Genomic DNA, 20,335 nt, shown 5'->3' with positions numbered 1-20,335 from the left:
TTTTGTGATTATTTTTGCTCAGTCGCTAACTGTTGCGCCCGCTCCTTGGCTTCTTTAGCCAATTGCTTGTGGGCTTTTTTTGAACCCCGTTCCAAATCACGAATCTTTTTTCGCTCATGGAAATCAGCGAATAAACTTTCTAAATCATAATCAGCAGGATACAAATCTTTGGCGGCGCCTTTTAGTTCTAAACGGCGCTTTAAGACGGTTTTAAATTCCCCTTCTAAATAAATGATGCCATAAGAAGGATCCTTTTCTTCATAGTACAAGCCGGTTTTCTGCAGCTCAGCGGAGTAGACCCGGTCGCCTTTGTCAAAGGCAATCGCTTCGACTTTAGGGGCTGCCTTTTGTCGTTTAGCAAATACTTTTTTCTCTGAGGAATAATTTTTAGTTTGCAGATAATCTCGGCTGCGGGTTAACACATTAGCTGGCACTTGCATTTTTTTGGCAATCCAAAAGGCGTTGCTATCGCCAACTTCTCCTAATAACAGCTGGTACTTCGGTGACAAGCTAGCACTGTCAAAGGCCATCGCCGCTGTAACGAAGTCTTGATGCTGCAAAGCAAAATCTTTAATTTCCCCATAGTGGGTGGTGGCAATCACCAAAGCTCCTTTTAAATACATTTCCTCCATCAAGGCAATGCCTAGAGCGGCCCCTTCTTTGGGTTCAGTGCCGCTGCCGATTTCATCTAAGAGCACGAGGGTATGATTGCGGCTCTTGGCTAAAATTTGCGAAATATTTTGCATGTGACCAGAGAAGGTACTTAAGGCATTTTCTAAACTTTGTTGGTCACCGATATCAATAAAGAGTTCATCCAAAATTGGAATCGTCGTCCCTGCTTGATTGGCGACAAAAATCCCTGACATTGTCAACAAGCAAGTTAAAGCGACGGTTTTTAAAACAACCGTCTTTCCGCCAGCGTTTGGACCCGTGATAATCAATCCTCGATGTGCAGCTCCCAATTCCAAACTTAATGGAACTGGATTATCTAATAAAGGATGCTTGACTTGTTTCAATCGCAAAACATCTTCATGATTGATGTCTGGTTTGCGACCACCGAAGCTGCGGCTTAATTTTCCTCTGGCAAAAATAATATCAAGTTCGACAATAATATCTTTGCTGTAATGAATCGTCGGCAAGTTCTCAGCAATCAGTCCTGTCAGATAAGCTAAAATCTGATAGACCTCCGCCACTTCCTCAGCCTTCGCAAAAATTAATTCTTCGTTGAGTTTGCTGACATCATTCGGCTCAATGTAGACGGTTTGGCCTTGGCGGGAGCTTTCAACAATCGAGCCCTTGACTTTATTTTTGAATTCGACCTTGACCGGCAGTGTGTAGCGGTCGGCTTTTTTCAAAATCAGCCGTTCCTGCAGAAAATTGCTGCCGCTCCAATTTCTTAAATGCTTGGCCATCTTGCCTTCAATATCTTTTTCGATTTTTTGAATCTGATTGCGGATTTTCCTCAGTTGACGAGAACTTTCGCTGGCAATTTGATTGCCTTGGATGCTTTGATTAATCGCCTCTTCAACCTCAGATAAATCCGCCAAGTCTTTGGCATAGCTGGCTAAGGTCGGCGCTTGATACTGATTTTTTTCAAACAGCTTAGTAATCAGCCGAAAGCTCCGTAAAAAGTCGCCGTATTCAATCAGCTCGCCAATTTCTAAAATCAAGCCTTTTTCAATTTTTTTGGTCAGCTGTTGAATCCGTGTCAAGCCCATAAAGGGGACGTGCTGACCTGAGCCAAGTAAATTACTGGCCTCGTCAGTCTCAGCCAGTTTTCGCTTTACGGCATTGAAATTAGTCAACGGTCTGCGGTCTGCTAATAATTCTTTGGCAAAGTCACTGATGGTTAAGTGCATCAGCCGATCATTAATTTCGTTAAATTGCGTGGTTTGTAATAATTGATTATTCATCTCTATTCCTTTCTTTGGGAATAGACACCTGCAGACAGTCTTTCTCCTGTGAACAAAAAGTCGTTTTAGTTTAAAAGTTTTTTTCCGGCGAGAGCTTTGTCCGCCAAAAAAAGACGGTAGGACAAAGACACCCTACCGTCTGGAAAATTCTACTATTTTTGACAGGTATCTATTAGCACACCAAATAAGCTTAGGCTTATTCAGCTATTAAATTGCTTGATTAGATACCGACTACACTCACAAATATACCTCTTTCAGGTTAAACTTTTTCTTCACAAAATCAGTGTACTAGAAAATTTTTTAAAATACAAGCAGTAAATTTACTTTTCCAATAGTTCCTTTAAAATCACCGCTTGGTTTTCTGTTTGATTTTTTGAAGCAAAGAGCAGCGTCACAGTCGCCTGCTCAGCTACAATTTGCTGCAGCTCTTGAAAAGCTGCGGCAGTTGCCCCTGTTGCCAGCTCCTTTAAATAAGCTGCTTTAAACTGAGAAAAAGTCATTTCCCCATGATGAAAGCTTTGGCGTAGTTCCTTACTGGGGCCAATCTCTTTGAGCCACAAATCAATTTTAGCTTTCTCTTTGGCTTCACCTCGAGGCCAAATCCGGTCGACTAAAATTCGATAGCCGTCATTTTCAGATGGGACAGCATAGACTCGCTTAAGTTGAAGCATGCAGACCACTCCTTTTATAAACTTAAATGCAGTAATGGATAAGGCCGGCCCGCATCGTCTAATTCACTGCGACTAATCACAGCAAAGCCGTTTTTCAAATAAAATTCTTTCGCCCGTCGATTTTGTTCATTGACATCAACGGTTTGTACGCCATACTCTTTTTTTAAAATGTCGATAATTTGTCGGCCATAGCCTTGAGCAAAAACATTGGGATCCAAAAAAAGCATCTCCAAGGCTGTGTCCCGTGTTCCAGAAAAACCAACTAGCTGACTTTTGTCATACCACAATAGTAAATCAACTTCTGGCAACATTTGTGGTAGGCTGGCCTTAATTTCATTAAAATCGGCTGATGTCAAAAATTCATGGCTGGCAAGCACTGATTTTTCCCACAGCTCAACGATAACCGGATAATCCTCCGGTCCAGCAACTTTATTAATCATCATAATCCTTCTTTCTCTGTCTTTCTTACAACAACATCATAGCATATAGTCTAAAAAAAATTTGTCAAAAACCTCTGGACAAGTCGAAACTCTCTTGAAATAATAAAGACTATTCTATAAAAAAGGGACTGAAGTAAATGCGTAAAATTGCCATTATTGGTTTAGGTCATGTCGGCAGCACCACCGCTCAGCTACTGATTCAGCGGGGGCTAGTCGATGAATTAATCTTATTTGATAAAAATACTGAAGTAGCTGAGGCTGAAGTCAATGATTTGCTGCAAGGTCAGATTGATACCACCTTAGCAGTTAAATTAGCTGCTAACCAGCTGGCAGAATTAAAAAATTGCCAGCTAATCATCATGGCAGCTGGTGATAGTAGCTTATTAGCCGGTGATGTCGACCGGGTGGAGGAATTGCGTTTTACCCAGCAGGTGATTGAAGAATGGGCACCGAAAATCAAAGCTAACGGTTTTTCCGGCAGCTCGTTAATTATCACAAATCCCTGTGATGTGATTACCGGCTATTTCCAAAAACTTACACAGTTGCCAACTGAAAAAATTTTTGGAACAGGCACTTCTTTAGATACCGCCCGCATGAAACAAACGCTTGCTGAAAAGGCCGGTGTTCACCCGACAGCTATTAACGGTTATGTTTTTGGTGAGCACGGCGATACACAGTTTACCCAGTGGTCAAATTTACAAATTGCCGGCAGCCTCTTCGCTGAAAAATTATCTTTAGCTGAGATTACCGAATTAGAAACCGAATTTCGCCGCAAAGCCTCAAAGGTTTTTCTAGGAAAAGGCTACACCAGCTACGGCATTGCCAATCAAGCCGCCTTAATCGTTGAAGCTATTTTTTCAGATAGTCAAAAAGTTATGCCCGTTTCAGTTTACAATCACAAAGAAAAAATTTATATCAGTCAGCTAGCGCGTCTTGGGAAAAATGGCATTGAAGAAATTTATCCTCTGACTTTAAATGAAGTTGAAACAAAAAAATGGCAGCTTTCCGTGGCCCGCATCAAAGAAATGGTTACTGAACTCCAATAAAAAAAACCATGCCACTAGTCTTTTTTAACAGAGAAAACTCCGAACTAAACGATTGCTTCTGAAGCCCAGTTGGCCCTCGTCGCAAATCGACAATCTTTAGTCGTTCTTGTTAAAAATTGTTCGTGAAATTCGCTTCTGTTTTAACTAATGGCATAGTTTTTTTAAAGGACTTACATTACTTTTTCGCCCAATTTATTTTTTTCTGATTCCAAGATGAGTCCCCGGGATTCAACCTGTGTTGAAAAGACAATATGGGTTCTCGTGTCGCCAAAGCGCTGCAGCTGATTGATAAATTCATCCAGTTCAATCGTGGTTTTAAACACGACCTTCAGCTGCATGGAATAATCGCCAGTGATGCAGTCGCATTCCAACACGTTAGCGACCCCGCCGACAAAGCTATAAAAAGCTTCTTTGTCTTTGGCATTAACAGCACAATGAATGTAGGCTTTAATTAGATAGCCTAATTTTTGATAATCAATTTGGGCTTGATAGTTTTTGATCAAGCCTTGATTTTCCAAATTTTGTAGGCGGACAGATGCTGCTGGTGAAGAGATAAAGCACTCTGAAGCAATCTGCTTAATGGAGACCCGGCCGTTTTCTTGAATAATATTGACAATCTTAGTATCGATTTCGTCCATGTGACACAACCCCTTTATCCGAGAAACAACCAGCGCCTGCTTAAAGCAACCTATTTGAAAATTTCAAGTCAATTCTCATCTATTTTTAATTATGTCTATAATTGTACGCATTCTAACTGGAAATTTCAATAAAAATTTAGTTATTTTTAAAATTGGTCTACAAAATAATTTATCATAGACAAAGATGAAATTATGAGAACGCTTTTTTAGATTCCACCGGCAGGAAATTTCCTGCCCATTGAAAAAATTTATCACAAAGGCTTTCTCGTTTGTTAAAAGGGTTTGAAATTTTTATTTTATGACTCTGAAAAGGCACTCAGTAAATTTTCCACAGTGCTTTGTGACAATTGGTATACGACAGAATTATCCGGCACCTGCAAATAATAATAGCCGGTCTCGCTATCTAAATTACCGATATACATAGTAAAGGTTTCTTCTTCATTTTCAGCTTGATAAACCACTTCATAGGTGGTTCGCGCATCTGTTGACAATCCGTAGCTAGTTAACTCCTCATCAGTCGGCTGATAATTAATTGAGCTAGAAATATACAAAGATGTCAAATAAGAAACTGCATCACTAAAAGGCGTTGCTGCTGCTTCAGTTGATTCAGTGGTCGTCGTTTCTGTGGAAGATTTCGTTGTTGAATCTTCTGTTGCACTGCTTTCCGTCGTTTCCGTCTGATCATCTTCCGCCGTTAGTTCCGTGTAAATGCCATCAGTAATTTGGCTGACGCTAATCACAGTGTCGCTATCTAACGCCGGCACTTCTGGTGTCGCCACTAAAGTATTAACATCAAAAGTTAAATAAGAAACCAGCGTTGAGTCAATCACATAAATGGTGTCACTGTCAGCTAGCTTTGCATAATAACTGCCATCACTGAGGGCGTTGCCGATTAAAATTTCTCCTTCAGCTTCTTCTGTTGCAAACTGAATTTGATACGTCGGTTCAGCCAAACCGTAGGCCGCTAAATCATCCAAGTCCTCAGTTAATTCTTTGTTTGCTGTCAGCTGACCAATTGCTTGGGCGGTGACTTCCAGCGTTGAGGTGCTCAAAGAAACATCCGGCACGCTAGTATCCACCCAGTCATCATCCTTTTTTTCAAAACTGAGTGCCTCACTGTTGTCAGAATAACTAAAGCTGGTTAAATCCGCATAATCCGTCACGTAAATTGTCGCCGCTTCAGAGGAGGCCGCTGTGTCCGCAGCGACATCCTCATTATAATTGGCTAGAAAAATATAGATTATCATCCCAATAATTAGCAGCCCACTTAAAATCACATAAGGATTCTTATAAACTTTTTGCATAATAACCTCCTAAGCCTTTCTTCTTCTCAACCAGATAGCAAAGCCAACAATTAAAATAACCAGTGGAATGATTAAAATCATAAACAGACTGTAGCTGCCGGGATTTGTGACCGTATTGGTGTTAGAAGATAACGTTTTTGCTTCGATGCTGATATTGGAAACATCCGCAAAATTAGCCGTCACCATATTCATAAACAACGTGCTGTTTTCGATTGTTGAAATGGAAGCTAAAATTGAATCATCCATCATGTTTGTGCTACTAACAACGGTCAACATGCCGTCAGAAACTTCTTCAGCCTCCGCATCTTCAGTGGCGTCACTACTTTCAGTTGATTCAGTGCTGCTTTCGGTGGTGGATTCAGCCGTTGATTCACTTGTTGATTCACTTGTTGATTCAGTCGTAGCATCACTAGTTGAATCGGTTGTCGCTTCTTCATCTTCAGTGGTCACCGTTTGCGTTGCAACTGCGCCTAAAAGATACGTCCCTTGAACCTGGTCGTCCTCTGTCACATCATAGCCGCCTGAGCTGGTTTCCATCAAAGAAGTTACTGTAACATTTTCAATCGTTGGATCAACTTCCGTGAAGCCTTTAGTATTTAAAATCAAGACCATTTCATTTTCAATACCTTCTGCATAAGTTCCGCTTAAGGTCAGATTCGGGAATAAATAATAAGGCTGTCCTTGATACGAGCGTTCGGTATCGGCAACATAGCCGGCGGTTTCCGCTAAACCATAAGCCTCCATAAAGCTGCTTAAATTCGGCAGGTCAGGATTTTCAGCGCTTAACACTACCATAACTTTTCCACCGGCGGCAATATAGTCCTCCATCTGAGTGATTTCATCTGTTGTGAAATCTGTGGTCGGCCCGTAGATTAGTAATAAATCGGCATCCGTTGGCAGCTCACCAGTCATCAAAGTGTTGACAGTGTTTGTGGCGTAATTATTTTTTGAGAAAGCATCGGTGATTGACGTCGGCAAGTCTGTTTCGCCGTGTCCCTCCGTTGTGTAAATAACTTGAGCTTCGTTGCTGGTCAAAGCATTAAGGGCACTGGTAATTGCCCCATCGCCATCAAAGGTTGTTACCGTATTGTAGCTGCTGTCATAACCAGAATACAAAATTTCGCTGAAGCTGACGGTCATAGATTCTCCCGTCGTCTGGTCGATAATCACCAAAGTATCTTCATCAGCACTGTATTCAGTTAAAGCAGAAGGATGCAGCGTCGGGTCAATCCACTCCACTGAAATATTTTTTGAGAGACTAGCATACTTTTCAATAAAAGTGCTGATGGTCGTATCAGTTTCTGATTGATTGGCTAAGACTACAAAATCAATCTCGTCTGACAAATTATCCAAGAAATTTTCAGAGGTTGTCGAGACCTCCATGATTTGTTCCTCACTTAAATCAATCGTCTGCACAGAGGCTGGCAATTGATTGGCAATCAAATTGACAAGCATGACTAGAACAATCACCAAAACTGTTAAGCCGCCACGGTATGTCCCCTGTTTGAAATTTTTTGTTTGGAAGGATTTCTTAATAGACTGCCATGAAAATAAGTGCAGCACTTCCTTCAAACTGCGTTTAGGGCCTTTATTTGCGAATAATTTATTTTTCTTCTTCATCTGCTTCCTCCTAGCTCCAACGCCGTTTTTGTAATACTTGCAGCGTCAAAAAATTAAATAAGCCAATTAAGGACAATAAAAAGACGAGGTTTGGCACGCTGAAGAGATTGCTGTCAACTGAATTATACAAGATGCTGGTCAAATCAAAGCCAGCTAATAGATTACTCAACAGGCTTTCATAGGCTGTTCCATTTATCACATAAATCACCACAGCAATTATACCTGTAGCCAAAAAGAATAGTCCGCTGAAAAGGCCACTACCTAGATAAGAAAACAGAACTAGCGCTGCAACCGCTAATAATAAAAGAATCGCAATTAAATTATAGAAACCAATCGTCGGCAGATAAGCACTCAGGCTGCTCCAAAAATACAGCAGTAATAATATTCCCATCGTGCCGATAGCCGCGATAATTTGACTCTCTGTTAAAGAGGAAATCAACATTCCTAAGGCTATGTACAAGGAACCAATCAAAAAGAATAAGAGGATGGTCAAATAATCAATTGTCAAATGGGCGGAACCCAGCGTCAAAATAATAATCGGACAAATACAAAAAATTAAACAGGCAATCGCTAAAATACTAATCATTGAAAGGTATTTGCCTAAAACTATTTCCCATAATTTGACGGGCGCTGTCAGCAGCAATTGGTCGGTTTTGCTGCGGCGCTCTTCTGCAAAGGACTTCATCGTTAAAATCGGCACGGCAATGATCATGATTAATAACCCTGAACCTAGCGCATAAGAAAAATAATTATAGCCATAATAGAGGTTGTAAACCATAAAATAAAAGCCTACAAAGGCAATCAAGAAGGCTAAAAAGACATTGCCAATCATCGTCTGAAAATAGGATTTCAGCTCTCGTTTATAAATTGCCATCATTTTGCATCACCTGCCTCATCTTTAGTCTCTGCTGTTTCTGCAACTGCTTCCCCAGTTAATTCTTCCGGCGCTTCAACTGGGGCTTGAATTAATTCTAAAAAGACATCCTCAAGGCTGGTAGTCGATTGCTGAATTTCCAAGATTGCAATTTGTTCTTTGGCAAAAGCCAAGAAGAGTTCTTCGCGAATATCTGTTTGATCTTTCATCTGCAAATGAATTTTAGTCGTCTCATTTTCTACTTGATAATCCGCCTGTTCAATCTGAGGCAGTTCGGCTAAAATTTTTTCCGCTAAAGCTGGCGTCGTTTTTACCGTTAACTCGATGCTCAGCGGTGCATTCATCAGATTGCCGATATTGTCAGTGGTTTCTTTGATGACTAATTTGCCTTTAGCCATGATTAAAAATTCATCGCAGACCTCTTGGACCTCAGCCAAAATATGCGAACTAAAAATAATCGTGTGCTCTTTAGCCAGCTCCCGAATCAAACTGCGAATTTCAATAATCTGCTGCGGATCCAAGCCGACAGTCGGCTCGTCTAAAATAATAACCTCAGGATAGCCCATGATTGCCTGAGCTAAACCAACCCGCTGTTTGTAGCCTTTAGACAGATTTTTTATCAATCGCTGGCGGACTTCGCCTAATTGGACTTTAGCGATTACTTCTTCAATCCTCTGCTGCCGTTTATTGTGGGGGATTTTTTTTAATTCCCCACAAAAGGATAAATATTCCTCCACCTTCATATCCAAGTACAAAGGCGGCTGTTCCGGCAGGTAACCGATTTTACTTTTGACCATCTCAGGATTTTTTAAAATATCCAGCCCGTCAATTTCCACCGTGCCGGAAGTTGCACCGATGTAGCCGGTAATAATGTTCATGGTCGTTGATTTACCCGCACCATTTGCTCCCAACAAGCCATAAACTTTTCCATTTTCGACAGTAAAGCTCAAATCTGCCAAGGCCAGCTGATTGCCATACCGTTTCACTAAATTTTTTACCTCAATCAAAGCGTATTCCTCCATTTTATAAATATTCAGAAAATAGCATTTTTTTAATATAGAGAAAAGTCTTGGCTTTTTTTTGAAGTTTTTCTGATAATTGATTGAGGAAAAAGGCAAAAATAATTTATGGAAAATTCATATTTTTCTAAAAAAAAGAAACTGTCTCACCAGTTATTCATAGCTAAACGCCTAGTGCTTGCACCTCTTTAGCACTGTCTCCCTAAAGAATTTCAAACACATAGGCTAGCTATTTTTACTGATGTTACAGTTTCAAAATTAATTTATTTTTTTGATTGTTGCAAAAAATTATTTTTTTCCTTCAATGTAGCTGGCAATTTCTTTAGCGGCAATTTTGCCTGCTCCCATCGCCAAGATTACAGTGGCGGCACCAGTCACAATGTCGCCGCCGGCATAAACGCCTGGAATTGAAGTTTGACAGGTCGCTTCTTCAGCGTCGACATAGCCCCATTTATTCAAGGCCAACTCTGGATAAGTTTCCAGTAAAACGCGATTTGGTCCTTGGCCAATCGCTTCAATCGCCGTATCAGCTTCAATCACAAATTCGCTGTCGGCAATGGCAACTGGCCGTTGCCGTCCGCTTTCATCCGGCTCGCCTAATTCCATTTGTAGACACTTAACACCTTTTAAGGAACCATTTTCATCTGCTAAATATTCTGTGGGACTCGTCAGCCAATAAAATTGAATGCCTTCTTCCACCGCATGGTGATATTCTTCTAAACGGACCGGCAATTCATGCAATGAACGGCGGTAAACAATCGCCACTTCCTTGGCACCAATTCTTTTTGCGCTTCTAGCGGCATCCATCGCCACATTGCCGCCGCCGATGACCACGACTTTTTGCGAATTTTGAATCGGTGTATCATAATCAGGAAATTGATTACCGTGCATTAAATTAATGCGGGTCAAAAATTCACTGGAGGAATACACCCCCTTTAATGCCGAACCGGGGATTCCTTGAAAATTCGGCGCTCCGGCACCAATTGCCAGATAGCAAGCGTCAAATTCCTTCATAATTTCTGTCATGGTGATTGTCTTACCCACCACAACATTGGTTTCAATTGTTACGCCTTGAGCTTTTATACCATCAATTTCTTTTTGCACGACTTCTTTTGGCAGACGAAAAGCTGGAATGCCATAAGATAAAACACCGCCTGCTAAATGCAAGGCTTCATAAATTGTCACTTGAAAACCTAAAGCCGCTAAATCACCGGCGCAGGTCAAGCCAGAAGGCCCCGAACCGATAACGGCGACCTTTCCTTGATAAGTTTTAGGTGGCGTGACTCTTTCTGTTGGCTGTTGAATCGCCCAGTCTCCTACTAATCTTTCTAAACGGCCGATTGCCACTGGTTCAAATTTTTTCGATTGACCAAGACGACAGACCATTTCGCATTGTTTTTCTTGGGGACAAACCCGCCCACAAATTGCCGGTAGATTAGTATAGCGATTTAAAATTTTATAGGCTTCTGCTAAATCTTCATCTTCAATCGCTTTAATAAAACCGGGAATATCAATTTCCACGGGACATTTGGCAATACAGGGAGCATTTTTACATTGCAGACAACGGCTGGCCTCTAATTGACCTTCTGCAAGAGTGTAGCCAAAGCTCACCTCGGAAAAATTACGGTTGCGGACTTCTGCCTTTTGCTCTGCCATTGGCGTTTTTGTATAACTTCTTTTAGCCATGGGCCTCCACCTGCTCTCGATATTTTTGATAGGCTGTTTCTTCAGCGCTGCGATACTGTGACATCCGGGCGATAAATTCATCCCAGGCTACTTCGGCGCCTAAAAATTCCGGACCGTCAACGCAGGCATATTTTACAGAATCAGCCACCGTCACACGACAGCCACCGCACATGCCAGTACCATCCACCATAATCGGATTTAAGGAAACATAAATCGGCAAATCAAATTCCATCGCTGTCAGTGTCGCAAATTTCATCATGGGGCTAGGGCCAATTGCCCAACCAAAATCAATCGTTTCTGTTTGCAAAACTTTTTTCATTGCATCGGTGACTAAGCCTTTTTCACCTAGAGAGCCGTCATCTGTCATTAAAATCAGTTGACCAGAATAACGGTTACATTCTTCCTTTAAAATTAATAGGTCAGCCGTTTTTGCCCCTAAAATTGTCGTGACAGTATTGCCAGCTTCCTTCAGCGCTTTAACGATTGGGAATAATGCGGCAATCCCAACACCGCCGCCGACCATTAACACATGACCGTAATTTTTAATTTCGGTGGCCTTGCCAAGAGGTCCGACAAAATCTTGAATCTCATCACCGGTGTTCAGCGCTGCCAATTGAGCAGTGGATTTACCAATCACTTGAAAAATCAGCCGCACCCAACCGGCTTCAGGATCAGTTGCTACCACCGTTAATGGAACTCTTTCGCCAAAATCATCAATCCGCAAGATAACAAACTGGCCGGCCTGCGCTTTTTTGGCAACTCGAGGAGCTTCGATATAAATTTCATATTCTGTGTCAGCAAGTTTATTTTTGGCAATAATTTTCATCTAAATTACCTCCGCTAAAAAATCTATCTTTTTTGGTAAAAGCTACTCTTAATTAGTGCTAATTTTACCCTATAATCCCAGATTAATGAAGATTTATTTTAAAGCTTCATTATTTTTTGAAAAATCGAGGCCTTTCACAAACAAAATCAGCCGCCAAGTACAAGCAACTTGGCGGCCGATATAGCCAATATATATTTTGGGCGCAATAAAGAATTTATTTCATAGTAAACTGTTCCTCAAGTAATTTTTTCAAAAATTATTTTCCTGCTCGATTTTTCCGTAATCGCCGATTAATCTTACTGATTTTACGGCGTTGCAGAATTTTTAATACGAGCCAGACAAAAAGGTAGCTGATGAAAAAATAGCCAAACACAGCAAGACCATCCTCCAGCAAAGCATCCTGCCAACCATTTACCAGAAAAATGAAAATTGTGAGCAGCATGGTACATAGGAAATGTAATAACAGCGCAAAGGAAAAATTGATTTCCAAGTCAAAAATTCCAGTCAGCTGACCTGAGCAGCCGCCTAAAAACAGAACACTGACTACATTGCCAACGCTTAATGGCTCAGTCTGAATCTGAAACAAACGCAAAGTGGCAAAAATGATTGCAGCGAAGATGACCCCGGCAAAAAAACGGGACAGAATTTTCTTAATTATTTTTTTATCCATTTACACGCCCAGCCTTTTCATTAAATTTGGCAGGTATTTGCGGCTGACACTCTCTTGGTAGCCGCCCTTTAAAAATGCCAGCATATTTCCGGAAAAACTATCCTCTAAATAATCCAGCTGATTGATATTAATCACGCAAAATTTTGAAATCTGTAAAAAATCCGGATTACGCAAACGCTCGACAAATTGATATAAGCGTTCCTTCGTTTGATATTCGCCATTTAAGGTTTTAATCGTCAATTCTGCTTTTTGAACGGACACCACGGCAATTGTTTCAACCTTGACTAAGGCAATTCGCTCCTTTTGTTTTAAAGGAATTGCCGTTGGTGTTTCCTCTAATAAGTATTCTAGTTCAGCTACGAGCCGCTGCACCTGCTGATTTGCAGGAGCGGCTTTGATGAAAATTTCTAATTCATCCTCTGCCAGCTGCTCTGTCAGTTGCACCTCAATTTTCATGTTGTTTCTCCTCAGATTAACTCAATTCAGCTTTTCTGCGTCTTGCTGCTAAAACAATCAACAGCAACCCTAAAAGTCCGATCCCTATCAGTATAACAAATTCATAGCCGGCTGCCGCAAAGTTTCCCCATTCAATCTCAATTCCCAGAGAAGTTTTGGCTAAAGCTAATTCATTGGCAGACAGTTGGTTGGTCGCATCTGCAAACGTCGGGGCCAACAAAATTCGACGATACCAAGCTGCCAGATAAATCGCCGTCGTCCCTTTAATCAGACTTTGCCCGAATTCTGGCAATAATCCCAACGGCACATAGACACAGGCCATAAACCCGGCCGCGGTGCCTAAAATGGTTTCAATTTTTCCTAAAGTGTTTTTGCGCTTAATAAAACTAATCACCGCAAAAAAGAGCAGGCTGAAACAAAATGAGCTAAAAAACACCACTACTAAGAGCATTGGCAATTGACTGAAGGGGATGGTAATCTGGTCTACCAGCACAAAATAGCAACCCATGATTAACAATAAAATCAGCTGCATCACACTTCCAATAATAGTTGCACTCAGCACGTAGCTGAGATTTTTTTGTGTTTCCTTCAACCCAACCAAAGTAATATCGTTCAGCACATTTCTTTCCCGGTCCTCCACCATCTGGCCTAACCCCGCCAAAGTGCTGGTAATCGCCGTCACCGCCAATGTTCCACCAATCAACCATAAATCTAATAACTGAACGCCTTGCGCCACTTGAGTCCAGTTCCCCATCATCGTGTCCCGCAAAAAAATGATATACAGAACAAATGAAATCAAGGCCCCCAAGACTGAAAAAATTACGCCACTTCGATTTCTAAAATAAATCATTAAGTTTCGTTCAATTAATCCGCTCATCACTAGTTTCCTCCTTAGTTACCGCTAAAAAGACATCATCCATACTGCCTTCATAAAAATGAAAATTGCTAATTTGATTACGGTTCGCCGTTAAAATTTCAATTGCGGTTTGAACGCGAATATTAGAAAAGGTCAACAGCTGGCCCATTTTTTCAAAAGCCACATCCGAAGGGATTTTTTCGCTAATTTTTTCAGGAACTGCCGTCTCGATTTCTAAAACGTTAGTAGTATAGGCTTGTCGCAATTTTTCGGCTGTTCCCTCTGCAATAATCTGACCTTCTTTGAGAATATAAACGTAGTCGGCATTATTCGCCTCTTCCAGATAATGAGTAGTTAAAAAAATTGTCAGCTGTGTCTCCCGCTGTAATTTTTCTAGGAGTTGCCAAATCATTTTGCGGGATTGAATATCTAAGCCGGTCGTTGGTTCATCTAAAAATAAAATTCGCGGCTGGTGCAACAAAGCTCTAGCGATGTCGACTCGCCTCTTTTGACCGCCGGATAAGGTGCCGTATTTTTGTTTTTCAAAGGTGGTCAATTGAAAAAGCTCTGATAATTCTTGTATTCTCACCTTTGAAACCCGGCCACTCATTTTCCCCCGCAAAGTCAAATTTTCCCAAACCGTCAGTTCATCATCTAAAATACTATTTTGAAAGACAACGCCAATTTGTTGGTAATATTCAGCTGTCTTAACGGGTTGACCGTCTAATAATATTTGGCCGCTGGTTGCCGGCGCTAATTTAGTCAGCATAGAAATTGTTGTTGATTTTCCCGAACCGTTAGGACCCAAAAAAGCCACAAAAGAACCAGCTGCTATTTCCAAATTTATTCCCTTAACCGCTTGAAGTGTTCCATAATTTTTAGTTAGATTGTTGACTGTTAACATCCTCAGCACCTCTTTTCGTACACTCAGTTTATAAAATTTCTCAGCTCTTGTGACAAAAAAGACGGTAAGTGGTGGAAATTTGAAACTGAGTGGTCAAAAAAATACTGTGAAATTTGAATAAAAAAAACCTGTGCCATTAGTCTTTTTAACAGATGAAATCCCGAACTATACTTTATTTGCTCCTGCGGCCCAGTAGGTCTTCGTCGCAAATGAACTATATCTAGTGGTTTTCACTAGCTACCGCTCGTATAGTTCGGCTCTGTTCTGACTAATGTCACAGCCTCTTAAAAAGTGATGATGATGCAGTTTACATTTCTTTGCCCAATTTCAATCGCCAAAAAAGCGAGTACCCTTGAATGACTAAGTAGACAGCTACCAACGAGAGCACAACCGGTAAATTTTCCTTCATCAAGGCATATGCCAACATCAAAGCGCCGAGTGAAATTGTCATCAAATCAAAGCCTTTAGCTTTTGCTAGCAGCGCAATTTGGACATTGCGCTCATCGTTTTCTTCAATTTCAAAGGCTTTTTTTGCTGCCGCATCTTTTTTGAAGGCCAGCTCCTGCAAAATAGCTCCCAAATAATTGCCGAGTAGGCCACAGCCAAAGGCAATTAAAAAATACGGCAGCCCCCAGCTCAACCAAAGCTCTCTATGCAATCCAAATAGACCAGCCAAAAAAAGTATTAGACTGCCGCTTAATTTTACCAGCTTAGCTTTCATCTTCTTCCTCCTCATAAATAAAAATGTCCTCAATTGCCACATCAAAATAGCGGGCCAGCTTAAAAGCCAATAGAATCGATGGATTATAGCGCCCATTTTCTAGAGAGCTAATGGTCTGCCGGGAAACTAACAAGGCCTGCACCAAGTCCTCTTGAGTGACGCCCCGCTCTTTGCGAATTTTTTCTAATTTATTTTTCATGGACTTCTTTCCCTTCTGACGGAAAGTATACTTTACGTTTAAAGTGTATCAAACTTTTTCTTTTACGTAAAGTTTATTTTACGTCGCGGTTGATGCTATTCTAGGTGAAGCTTGCCTTCTCCAACTAAAGTTCGTTTGCGAATAAGACTTAAGGCGGATGAGATTTTACTCATCATCCTCTAAACTTATTTTAAAAATGAAGAAAGTTGGGAAAAAGGGATGGGAAAAAGAAAAAATATTAGCTATTTAATTTTAGGACAATTTATTTCTGTGTTTGGCGGAGCAATTCTACGCTTTGCCTTATCATTGTTTGTTTTGGATATAACGGGTCGGGCAGATGTCTTTGCGACAGTCTTGGCGATTTCCAGTATTCCGGTTTTATTTGCGCCGATTGGCGGGGCAATTGCCGATCGCTTTGACCGCAAAATTTTGATGGTGCTAATGGATGTCGCCAATGCATTTTTAGCCTTATGCTTATTCGTAGTTGTTGGTTGGAGTGAATCGATTTGGGGAATTGGCTTGATTTTATTTTTACTAGCCATTGTCGGCAGCTTTGATACACCGGTAGTTGGCGCCAGCATTCCCTTAATTGTCGAAGAACATGAATTAGAGAAAATTAACGGACTGTCAAATGGAATTTTGCAATTATCAAATGTTGTTGCACCAATTATTGGCGGTATTTTATACGGTGTCTTAGGCGCTCAACTTTTAATCGGTATCAGTATTTTCTTTTTCATTTTGGCAGCAATCTTTGAAAGCTTCTTAAAAATTCCGCGAGTCCATCAAGAACGCAGTGGAGCGATAGTCAAAACATTATTCAAAGATTTGCAGGCTGGCTTTCGTGAAGTGAAAAACAATGCAGTTATCTCAAAGACCATTATTATCGCTGCCTTAATTAATTTTTCCCTCTCGTCATTCTTTATTGTCGGCTTGCCGATTATCTTGCGAATTATTTTAAACGTCAATGATACGTTATATGGAATTGGCATGGCGGTCTTCAGTCTTTCCAATATTTTAGGTGCCATCTTTGCCGGCATCTTAACTAAAAATTTACGCTTTAATAATTTGTACCTAACCTTCGCCTTTTCAGGAATTCTCTTGATTGTCATGAACTTATTACTAAGCATTTTCGGCGGTGGAGTAGGCTACAGCGTTGTTATGATTATTGGAACCATTATTGGCATGATGATGAGTGCCATCTCCATCTACTTGATTTCTTTGGTGCAAAGAATCACGCCAAAGGAAAATCTGGGGAAAGTCATGGCGACCATCATTGCGGTTGCTCAATGCGCCGTTCCCGTGGGGCAATTTATCATGGGGATTCTATTTAAGAACAGCCTGACCTCTTTCTTTATCCCCATGATGATTGTCAGCAGCTTTGTTTTGCTTATTTCCTGTCTGTGTTTCTTTTGGTTTAAGCAAACTAAAGAAAGTGATATTTATGTTGTAAAAGAATAAAGTTGGAGCGTTCTTCAAAAATACAAAAAAACCTTCCCGAAATTTGGGAAGGTTTCGAATCATCTTGGTTAAACCAAAATTTATTGTGCAGATTATTGTTCTGCGTTTGCGTCTGCCAAACCGTATTTTTTGTTGAAACGGTCCACTCGACCATCGGCTTGAGTGAATTTTTGGCGACCAGTGTAAAATGGATGAGAATCAGAAGTTACTTCGACACGAATCACTGGATAAGTGTTGCCGTCTTCCCATTCAACAGTTTCTTGTGAAGATTTAGTTGAACCTGACAAGAATTTGAAACCTGTTGTAGAATCCATAAATACGACTGGATGGTAATCTGGATGAATTTCTTGTTTCATAACTTATTACGCTCCTTAGGCCCTGAAACATTTGCTGAATCAGAGTTATTTGTCGATAAACAACATTCATATAATATCATGAATGAATCGCTTTGACAATTATCTTTTTTGATTTCTTTTCGGGCTGCGGCCGCCGAATTCAACATCTTGGAAGGCTTTTAAGAAAGCTTCGTTATTTTTGGTTTTCTTTAAGAAGCGAATTAGTTGATCGGTATATTCTAAAGAATCACCGCTCATTTGATTCCGCAGCTTCCACGTTTCCTCTAATTGACCCGCTGACATTAACAATTCTTCTTTTCTCGTACCCGATTTCTTAATATCAATCGCTGGGAAAATCCGGCGTTCTGCTAAATCACGGGAAAGATGCAATTCTTGGTTACCGGTCCCTTTAAATTCTTCGTAGATAATGTCATCCATCCGGCTACCAGTATCCACTAAAGCTGTTGCTAAGATAGTCAGGCTGCCGCCTTCTTCAACATTGCGGGCCGCTCCAAAGAATTTTTTCGGTTTGTATAAAGCCGCTGGATCAATCCCGCCGCTTAAGGTCCGACCGCTTGGCGGAATCACCAAGTTATACGCTCGTCCTAAGCGGGTAATACTATCCATCAAAATCACGACGTCGCGTTTGTCCTCGACTAAGCGCATCGCCCGCTCTAAAACTAATTCCGAAACGCGGGTATGATTTTGCGGCTGTTGATCAAAGGTGGAGGACACGACATCGCCTTTAACGCTGCGCTCTAAATCCGTCACTTCTTCCGGACGCTCATCAATCAACAGTAAAATTAATTCCACATCGGGATTATTTTCCGTAATCCCATTAGCAATTTCTTTTAAGACCGTTGTCTTACCCGCTTTTGGCGGCGCTACAATTAAGCCCCGTTGACCAAAACCAACTGGCGCAAACATATCAATCATTCTAGTTGATAAACGGCCAGCTGTCGTTTCTAAAATTAATTGCCGATCTGGATACAATGGCGTCAGCGCTGGAAAATGTGGCCGCTCCTTCGCTTCTTCTGGGTCTTTACCGTTAACCGACTCAACATGCATCAAACCATAATAGCGTTCTGATTCCTTCGGTGGTCGCGCTTTGCCGGCGACTTTATCGCCGTTTCTTAAACCAAAGCGGCGAATTTGCGAGGAGGAAATATAAATATCTTCTTGGCTGGGGCCGTAATTAATCGGCCGTAAAAAACCATACCCCTCTTGACCGACAATATCTAAAACACCCTCCATATAAAAGAAGCCCTGATTTTCCGCTTGGGCCCGAATGACAGCCAGCGCCAATTCTTTTTTGTTCATTTGACTATAATAAGGAATTTTAAATTCCTTGGCATAGGTATAAATCTCCTTCAGAGTTTTATTTTCAAGCTCTGCCATTGTTAAATAATCGCTCATGCTTTTTCCTCTTCCTCAATCATCTTGATATCCGCACCAAGATTGGTTAATTTCTCAACAATGTGATCATAACCTCTTAAAATATATTCCACGTTGTAAATCGTCGTCGTACCGCTCGCCATCAAGCCGGCAATCACCAAGCAAGCGCCAGCCCGCAAATCAGAAGCAACCACTTCAGCCCCCTGCAACTCGGACGGACCTTCTGTGACAATTAAATTTTCTTTGACTGAAATATTAGCTCCCATCCGAGCTAATTCCTGCACATGATTGACACGTTTAGAATAAATAGTATCTAAAATTTCTCCCCGCCCCTGAGCTTTTAATAAAAGCGGCGTAATCGGCTGTTGCAAATCGGTAGCAAAGCCGGGATAAGGGAAAGTTTTGACACTGACCGCCTGTAATTCTTCCGTTGGGAACACTTTAATCGCATCCTCAGAAATTTCCATATGGACACCAATTTCCTGCAACTTCGCAATAAAACTTTCCAAATGTTCAAAAATGACATTTTTCACCACAATGCCTTCACCCGCACCCATCACAGCGGCCATCGACAAATAAGTGCCCGCTTCAATGCGATCGGGAATAATTGAATGGCGGCAACCGTGCAACTCTTTGACGCCTTCAATCCGAATAATATCCGTACCTGCTCCACGAATGTTGGCTCCCATATTATTTAACAAGGTCGCCACGTCGATAATTTCTGGTTCTCTAGCAGCATTTTCAATAATTGTTTTGCCCTCTGCTTTTACCGCTGCCAGCATCACATTGATTGTAGCGCCAATCGAAACCATATCCATAAAAATGCGGGTTCCGTTTAAACCAGCTGCTTTCGTCCGCAAATACATCGCACCATGCTCATTGCTGACAGCAGCGCCTAAAGCTTCAAAGCCCTTAATGTGCAAATCAATTGGCCGTGGTCCTAAATAACAACCGCCAGGCAGTCCAACCACTGCTTCACCAAACTTTCCTAACAAAGAGCCCATAAAATAATAGGAAGCCCGCAAGCTGTTAATTTTTCCGCTGGGCATTGGAATTGAAACTAAGCCACGGGGGTCAATCGTCATTTGATTATTTTCAAAGGTGACTTCAGCACCCATGATTTCTAAAATTTCAATAAGGGAATGCACATCTTGAATGTCGGGGACACCATCTAAAATTACCGGAGAGTCAGCAAGGATAGCAGCGGGGATTAATGCGACGGCACTGTTTTTAGCGCCGCTGACGGTTACTTCACCTGATAAGGGCCGACCGCCGTTGATTACTAATTTTTTCATATATAAGTC

General features: G+C 41.2%; 21 protein-coding genes. 2 read left to right on the top strand and 19 right to left on the bottom strand.

The window, feature by feature from the left end; genetic code table 11:
- Positions 1-8: 8 nt before the first annotated feature.
- The 3 genes from ACYSNU_RS06815 to ACYSNU_RS06805 form a co-directional block, all read right to left on the bottom strand.
- A complete protein-coding gene (locus ACYSNU_RS06815) occupies positions 9-1,913 on the bottom strand; it encodes an endonuclease MutS2 (protein ID WP_461736429.1) in 1,905 nt (634 codons plus the stop codon).
- 320 nt (positions 1,914-2,233) lie between these two features.
- Positions 2,234-2,584, bottom strand: coding sequence for a DUF488 domain-containing protein (locus ACYSNU_RS06810; protein WP_461736428.1), 351 nt, complete (start codon positions 2,582-2,584; stop codon positions 2,234-2,236).
- Between the two features lie 14 nt (positions 2,585-2,598).
- A complete protein-coding gene (locus ACYSNU_RS06805) occupies positions 2,599-3,024 on the bottom strand; it encodes a GNAT family N-acetyltransferase (protein ID WP_461736427.1) in 426 nt (141 codons plus the stop codon).
- A gap of 137 nt (positions 3,025-3,161) precedes the next feature.
- Between ACYSNU_RS06805 and ACYSNU_RS06800 the strand changes: the two genes are divergently transcribed.
- Positions 3,162-4,070: a lactate/malate family dehydrogenase gene (locus ACYSNU_RS06800; RefSeq protein WP_461736426.1), complete on the top strand. Its 909-nt coding sequence runs from the start codon at positions 3,162-3,164 to the stop codon at positions 4,068-4,070.
- Positions 4,071-4,240: 170 nt separating this feature from the next.
- Here ACYSNU_RS06800 and ACYSNU_RS06795 read toward each other — a convergent pair whose 3' ends face one another.
- The 13 genes from ACYSNU_RS06795 to ACYSNU_RS06735 all read right to left on the bottom strand — a co-directional run bounded on the left by ACYSNU_RS06795 (position 4,241) and on the right by ACYSNU_RS06735 (position 15,843).
- Complete coding sequence (locus tag ACYSNU_RS06795) at positions 4,241-4,708, bottom strand: Lrp/AsnC family transcriptional regulator (RefSeq protein WP_461736425.1); 468 nt, start codon at positions 4,706-4,708, stop codon at positions 4,241-4,243.
- A gap of 296 nt (positions 4,709-5,004) precedes the next feature.
- Positions 5,005-6,012, bottom strand: a complete 1,008-nt coding sequence (locus tag ACYSNU_RS06790; RefSeq protein WP_461736424.1) for a DUF4340 domain-containing protein — start codon at positions 6,010-6,012, stop codon at positions 5,005-5,007.
- Positions 6,013-6,021: 9 nt separating this feature from the next.
- Positions 6,022-7,632 (bottom strand): Gldg family protein, encoded by a 1,611-nt coding sequence (locus ACYSNU_RS06785; RefSeq protein WP_461736423.1) that lies wholly within the window; start codon positions 7,630-7,632, stop codon positions 6,022-6,024.
- A 10-nt stretch (positions 7,633-7,642) separates the two neighbouring features.
- Positions 7,643-8,506 (bottom strand): ABC transporter permease, encoded by an 864-nt coding sequence (locus ACYSNU_RS06780; protein WP_461736422.1) that lies wholly within the window; start codon positions 8,504-8,506, stop codon positions 7,643-7,645.
- On the bottom strand, positions 8,506-9,513 hold the full coding sequence (locus tag ACYSNU_RS06775) for an ABC transporter ATP-binding protein (RefSeq protein ID WP_461736421.1): 1,008 nt from the start codon (positions 9,511-9,513) through the stop codon (positions 8,506-8,508). The genes ACYSNU_RS06780 and ACYSNU_RS06775 overlap by 1 nt, the downstream gene beginning before the upstream one ends.
- A 300-nt stretch (positions 9,514-9,813) precedes the next feature.
- Positions 9,814-11,211 carry an NADPH-dependent glutamate synthase gene (gene gltA / locus ACYSNU_RS06770; RefSeq protein ID WP_461736420.1) on the bottom strand — a complete coding sequence of 466 codons (1,398 nt, stop codon included), beginning with the start codon at positions 11,209-11,211 and terminating at the stop codon, positions 9,814-9,816.
- Positions 11,204-12,037 carry a sulfide/dihydroorotate dehydrogenase-like FAD/NAD-binding protein gene (locus ACYSNU_RS06765; protein WP_461736419.1) on the bottom strand — a complete coding sequence of 278 codons (834 nt, stop codon included), beginning with the start codon at positions 12,035-12,037 and terminating at the stop codon, positions 11,204-11,206. The genes gltA and ACYSNU_RS06765 overlap by 8 nt, the downstream gene beginning before the upstream one ends.
- Positions 12,038-12,293: 256 nt before the next feature.
- Positions 12,294-12,707: a DUF3021 domain-containing protein gene (locus ACYSNU_RS06760; protein ID WP_461736418.1), complete on the bottom strand. Its 414-nt coding sequence runs from the start codon at positions 12,705-12,707 to the stop codon at positions 12,294-12,296.
- Entirely contained in the window at positions 12,708-13,163 is a 456-nt protein-coding gene (locus ACYSNU_RS06755; RefSeq protein WP_461736417.1) for a LytTR family DNA-binding domain-containing protein, read from the bottom strand. It lies immediately after the preceding gene.
- Positions 13,164-13,179: 16 nt separating this feature from the next.
- A complete protein-coding gene (locus ACYSNU_RS06750; RefSeq protein WP_461736416.1) occupies positions 13,180-14,040 on the bottom strand; it encodes an ABC transporter permease in 861 nt (286 codons plus the stop codon).
- Positions 14,024-14,923, bottom strand: coding sequence for an ABC transporter ATP-binding protein (locus ACYSNU_RS06745; RefSeq protein ID WP_461736415.1), 900 nt, complete (start codon positions 14,921-14,923; stop codon positions 14,024-14,026). Before ACYSNU_RS06745 ends, ACYSNU_RS06750 begins: the two co-directional genes overlap by 17 nt.
- A 307-nt stretch (positions 14,924-15,230) precedes the next feature.
- Positions 15,231-15,644 (bottom strand): hypothetical protein, encoded by a 414-nt coding sequence (locus tag ACYSNU_RS06740; protein ID WP_461736414.1) that lies wholly within the window; start codon positions 15,642-15,644, stop codon positions 15,231-15,233.
- Complete coding sequence (locus ACYSNU_RS06735) at positions 15,634-15,843, bottom strand: helix-turn-helix transcriptional regulator (protein ID WP_461736413.1); 210 nt, start codon at positions 15,841-15,843, stop codon at positions 15,634-15,636. Before ACYSNU_RS06735 ends, ACYSNU_RS06740 begins: the two co-directional genes overlap by 11 nt.
- A gap of 219 nt (positions 15,844-16,062) precedes the next feature.
- On the opposite strand from ACYSNU_RS06735, the gene ACYSNU_RS06730 reads away from it, so the two are divergent.
- A complete protein-coding gene (locus ACYSNU_RS06730) occupies positions 16,063-17,301 on the top strand; it encodes an MFS transporter (RefSeq protein ID WP_461736412.1) in 1,239 nt (412 codons plus the stop codon).
- A gap of 92 nt (positions 17,302-17,393) precedes the next feature.
- On the opposite strand, the gene ACYSNU_RS06725 is transcribed toward ACYSNU_RS06730, so the two are convergent.
- The 3 genes from ACYSNU_RS06725 to ACYSNU_RS06715 all read right to left on the bottom strand — a co-directional run bounded on the left by ACYSNU_RS06725 (position 17,394) and on the right by ACYSNU_RS06715 (position 20,326).
- A complete protein-coding gene (locus ACYSNU_RS06725; RefSeq protein WP_265458465.1) occupies positions 17,394-17,657 on the bottom strand; it encodes a type B 50S ribosomal protein L31 in 264 nt (87 codons plus the stop codon).
- Positions 17,658-17,756: 99 nt separating this feature from the next.
- The gene (gene rho, locus ACYSNU_RS06720) at positions 17,757-19,052 is read right to left on the bottom strand and encodes a transcription termination factor Rho (protein ID WP_265458464.1); all 1,296 of its coding nucleotides are present in this window, start codon (positions 19,050-19,052) and stop codon (positions 17,757-17,759) included.
- Positions 19,049-20,326 carry a UDP-N-acetylglucosamine 1-carboxyvinyltransferase gene (locus ACYSNU_RS06715; protein ID WP_265458462.1) on the bottom strand — a complete coding sequence of 426 codons (1,278 nt, stop codon included), beginning with the start codon at positions 20,324-20,326 and terminating at the stop codon, positions 19,049-19,051. The genes rho and ACYSNU_RS06715 overlap by 4 nt, the downstream gene beginning before the upstream one ends.
- Between the last annotated feature and the right edge of the window lie 9 nt (positions 20,327-20,335).

Source organism: Enterococcus sp. LJL120 (assembly GCF_054871765.1).
This window is presented reverse-complemented; position numbering and strand designations above follow the sequence as displayed.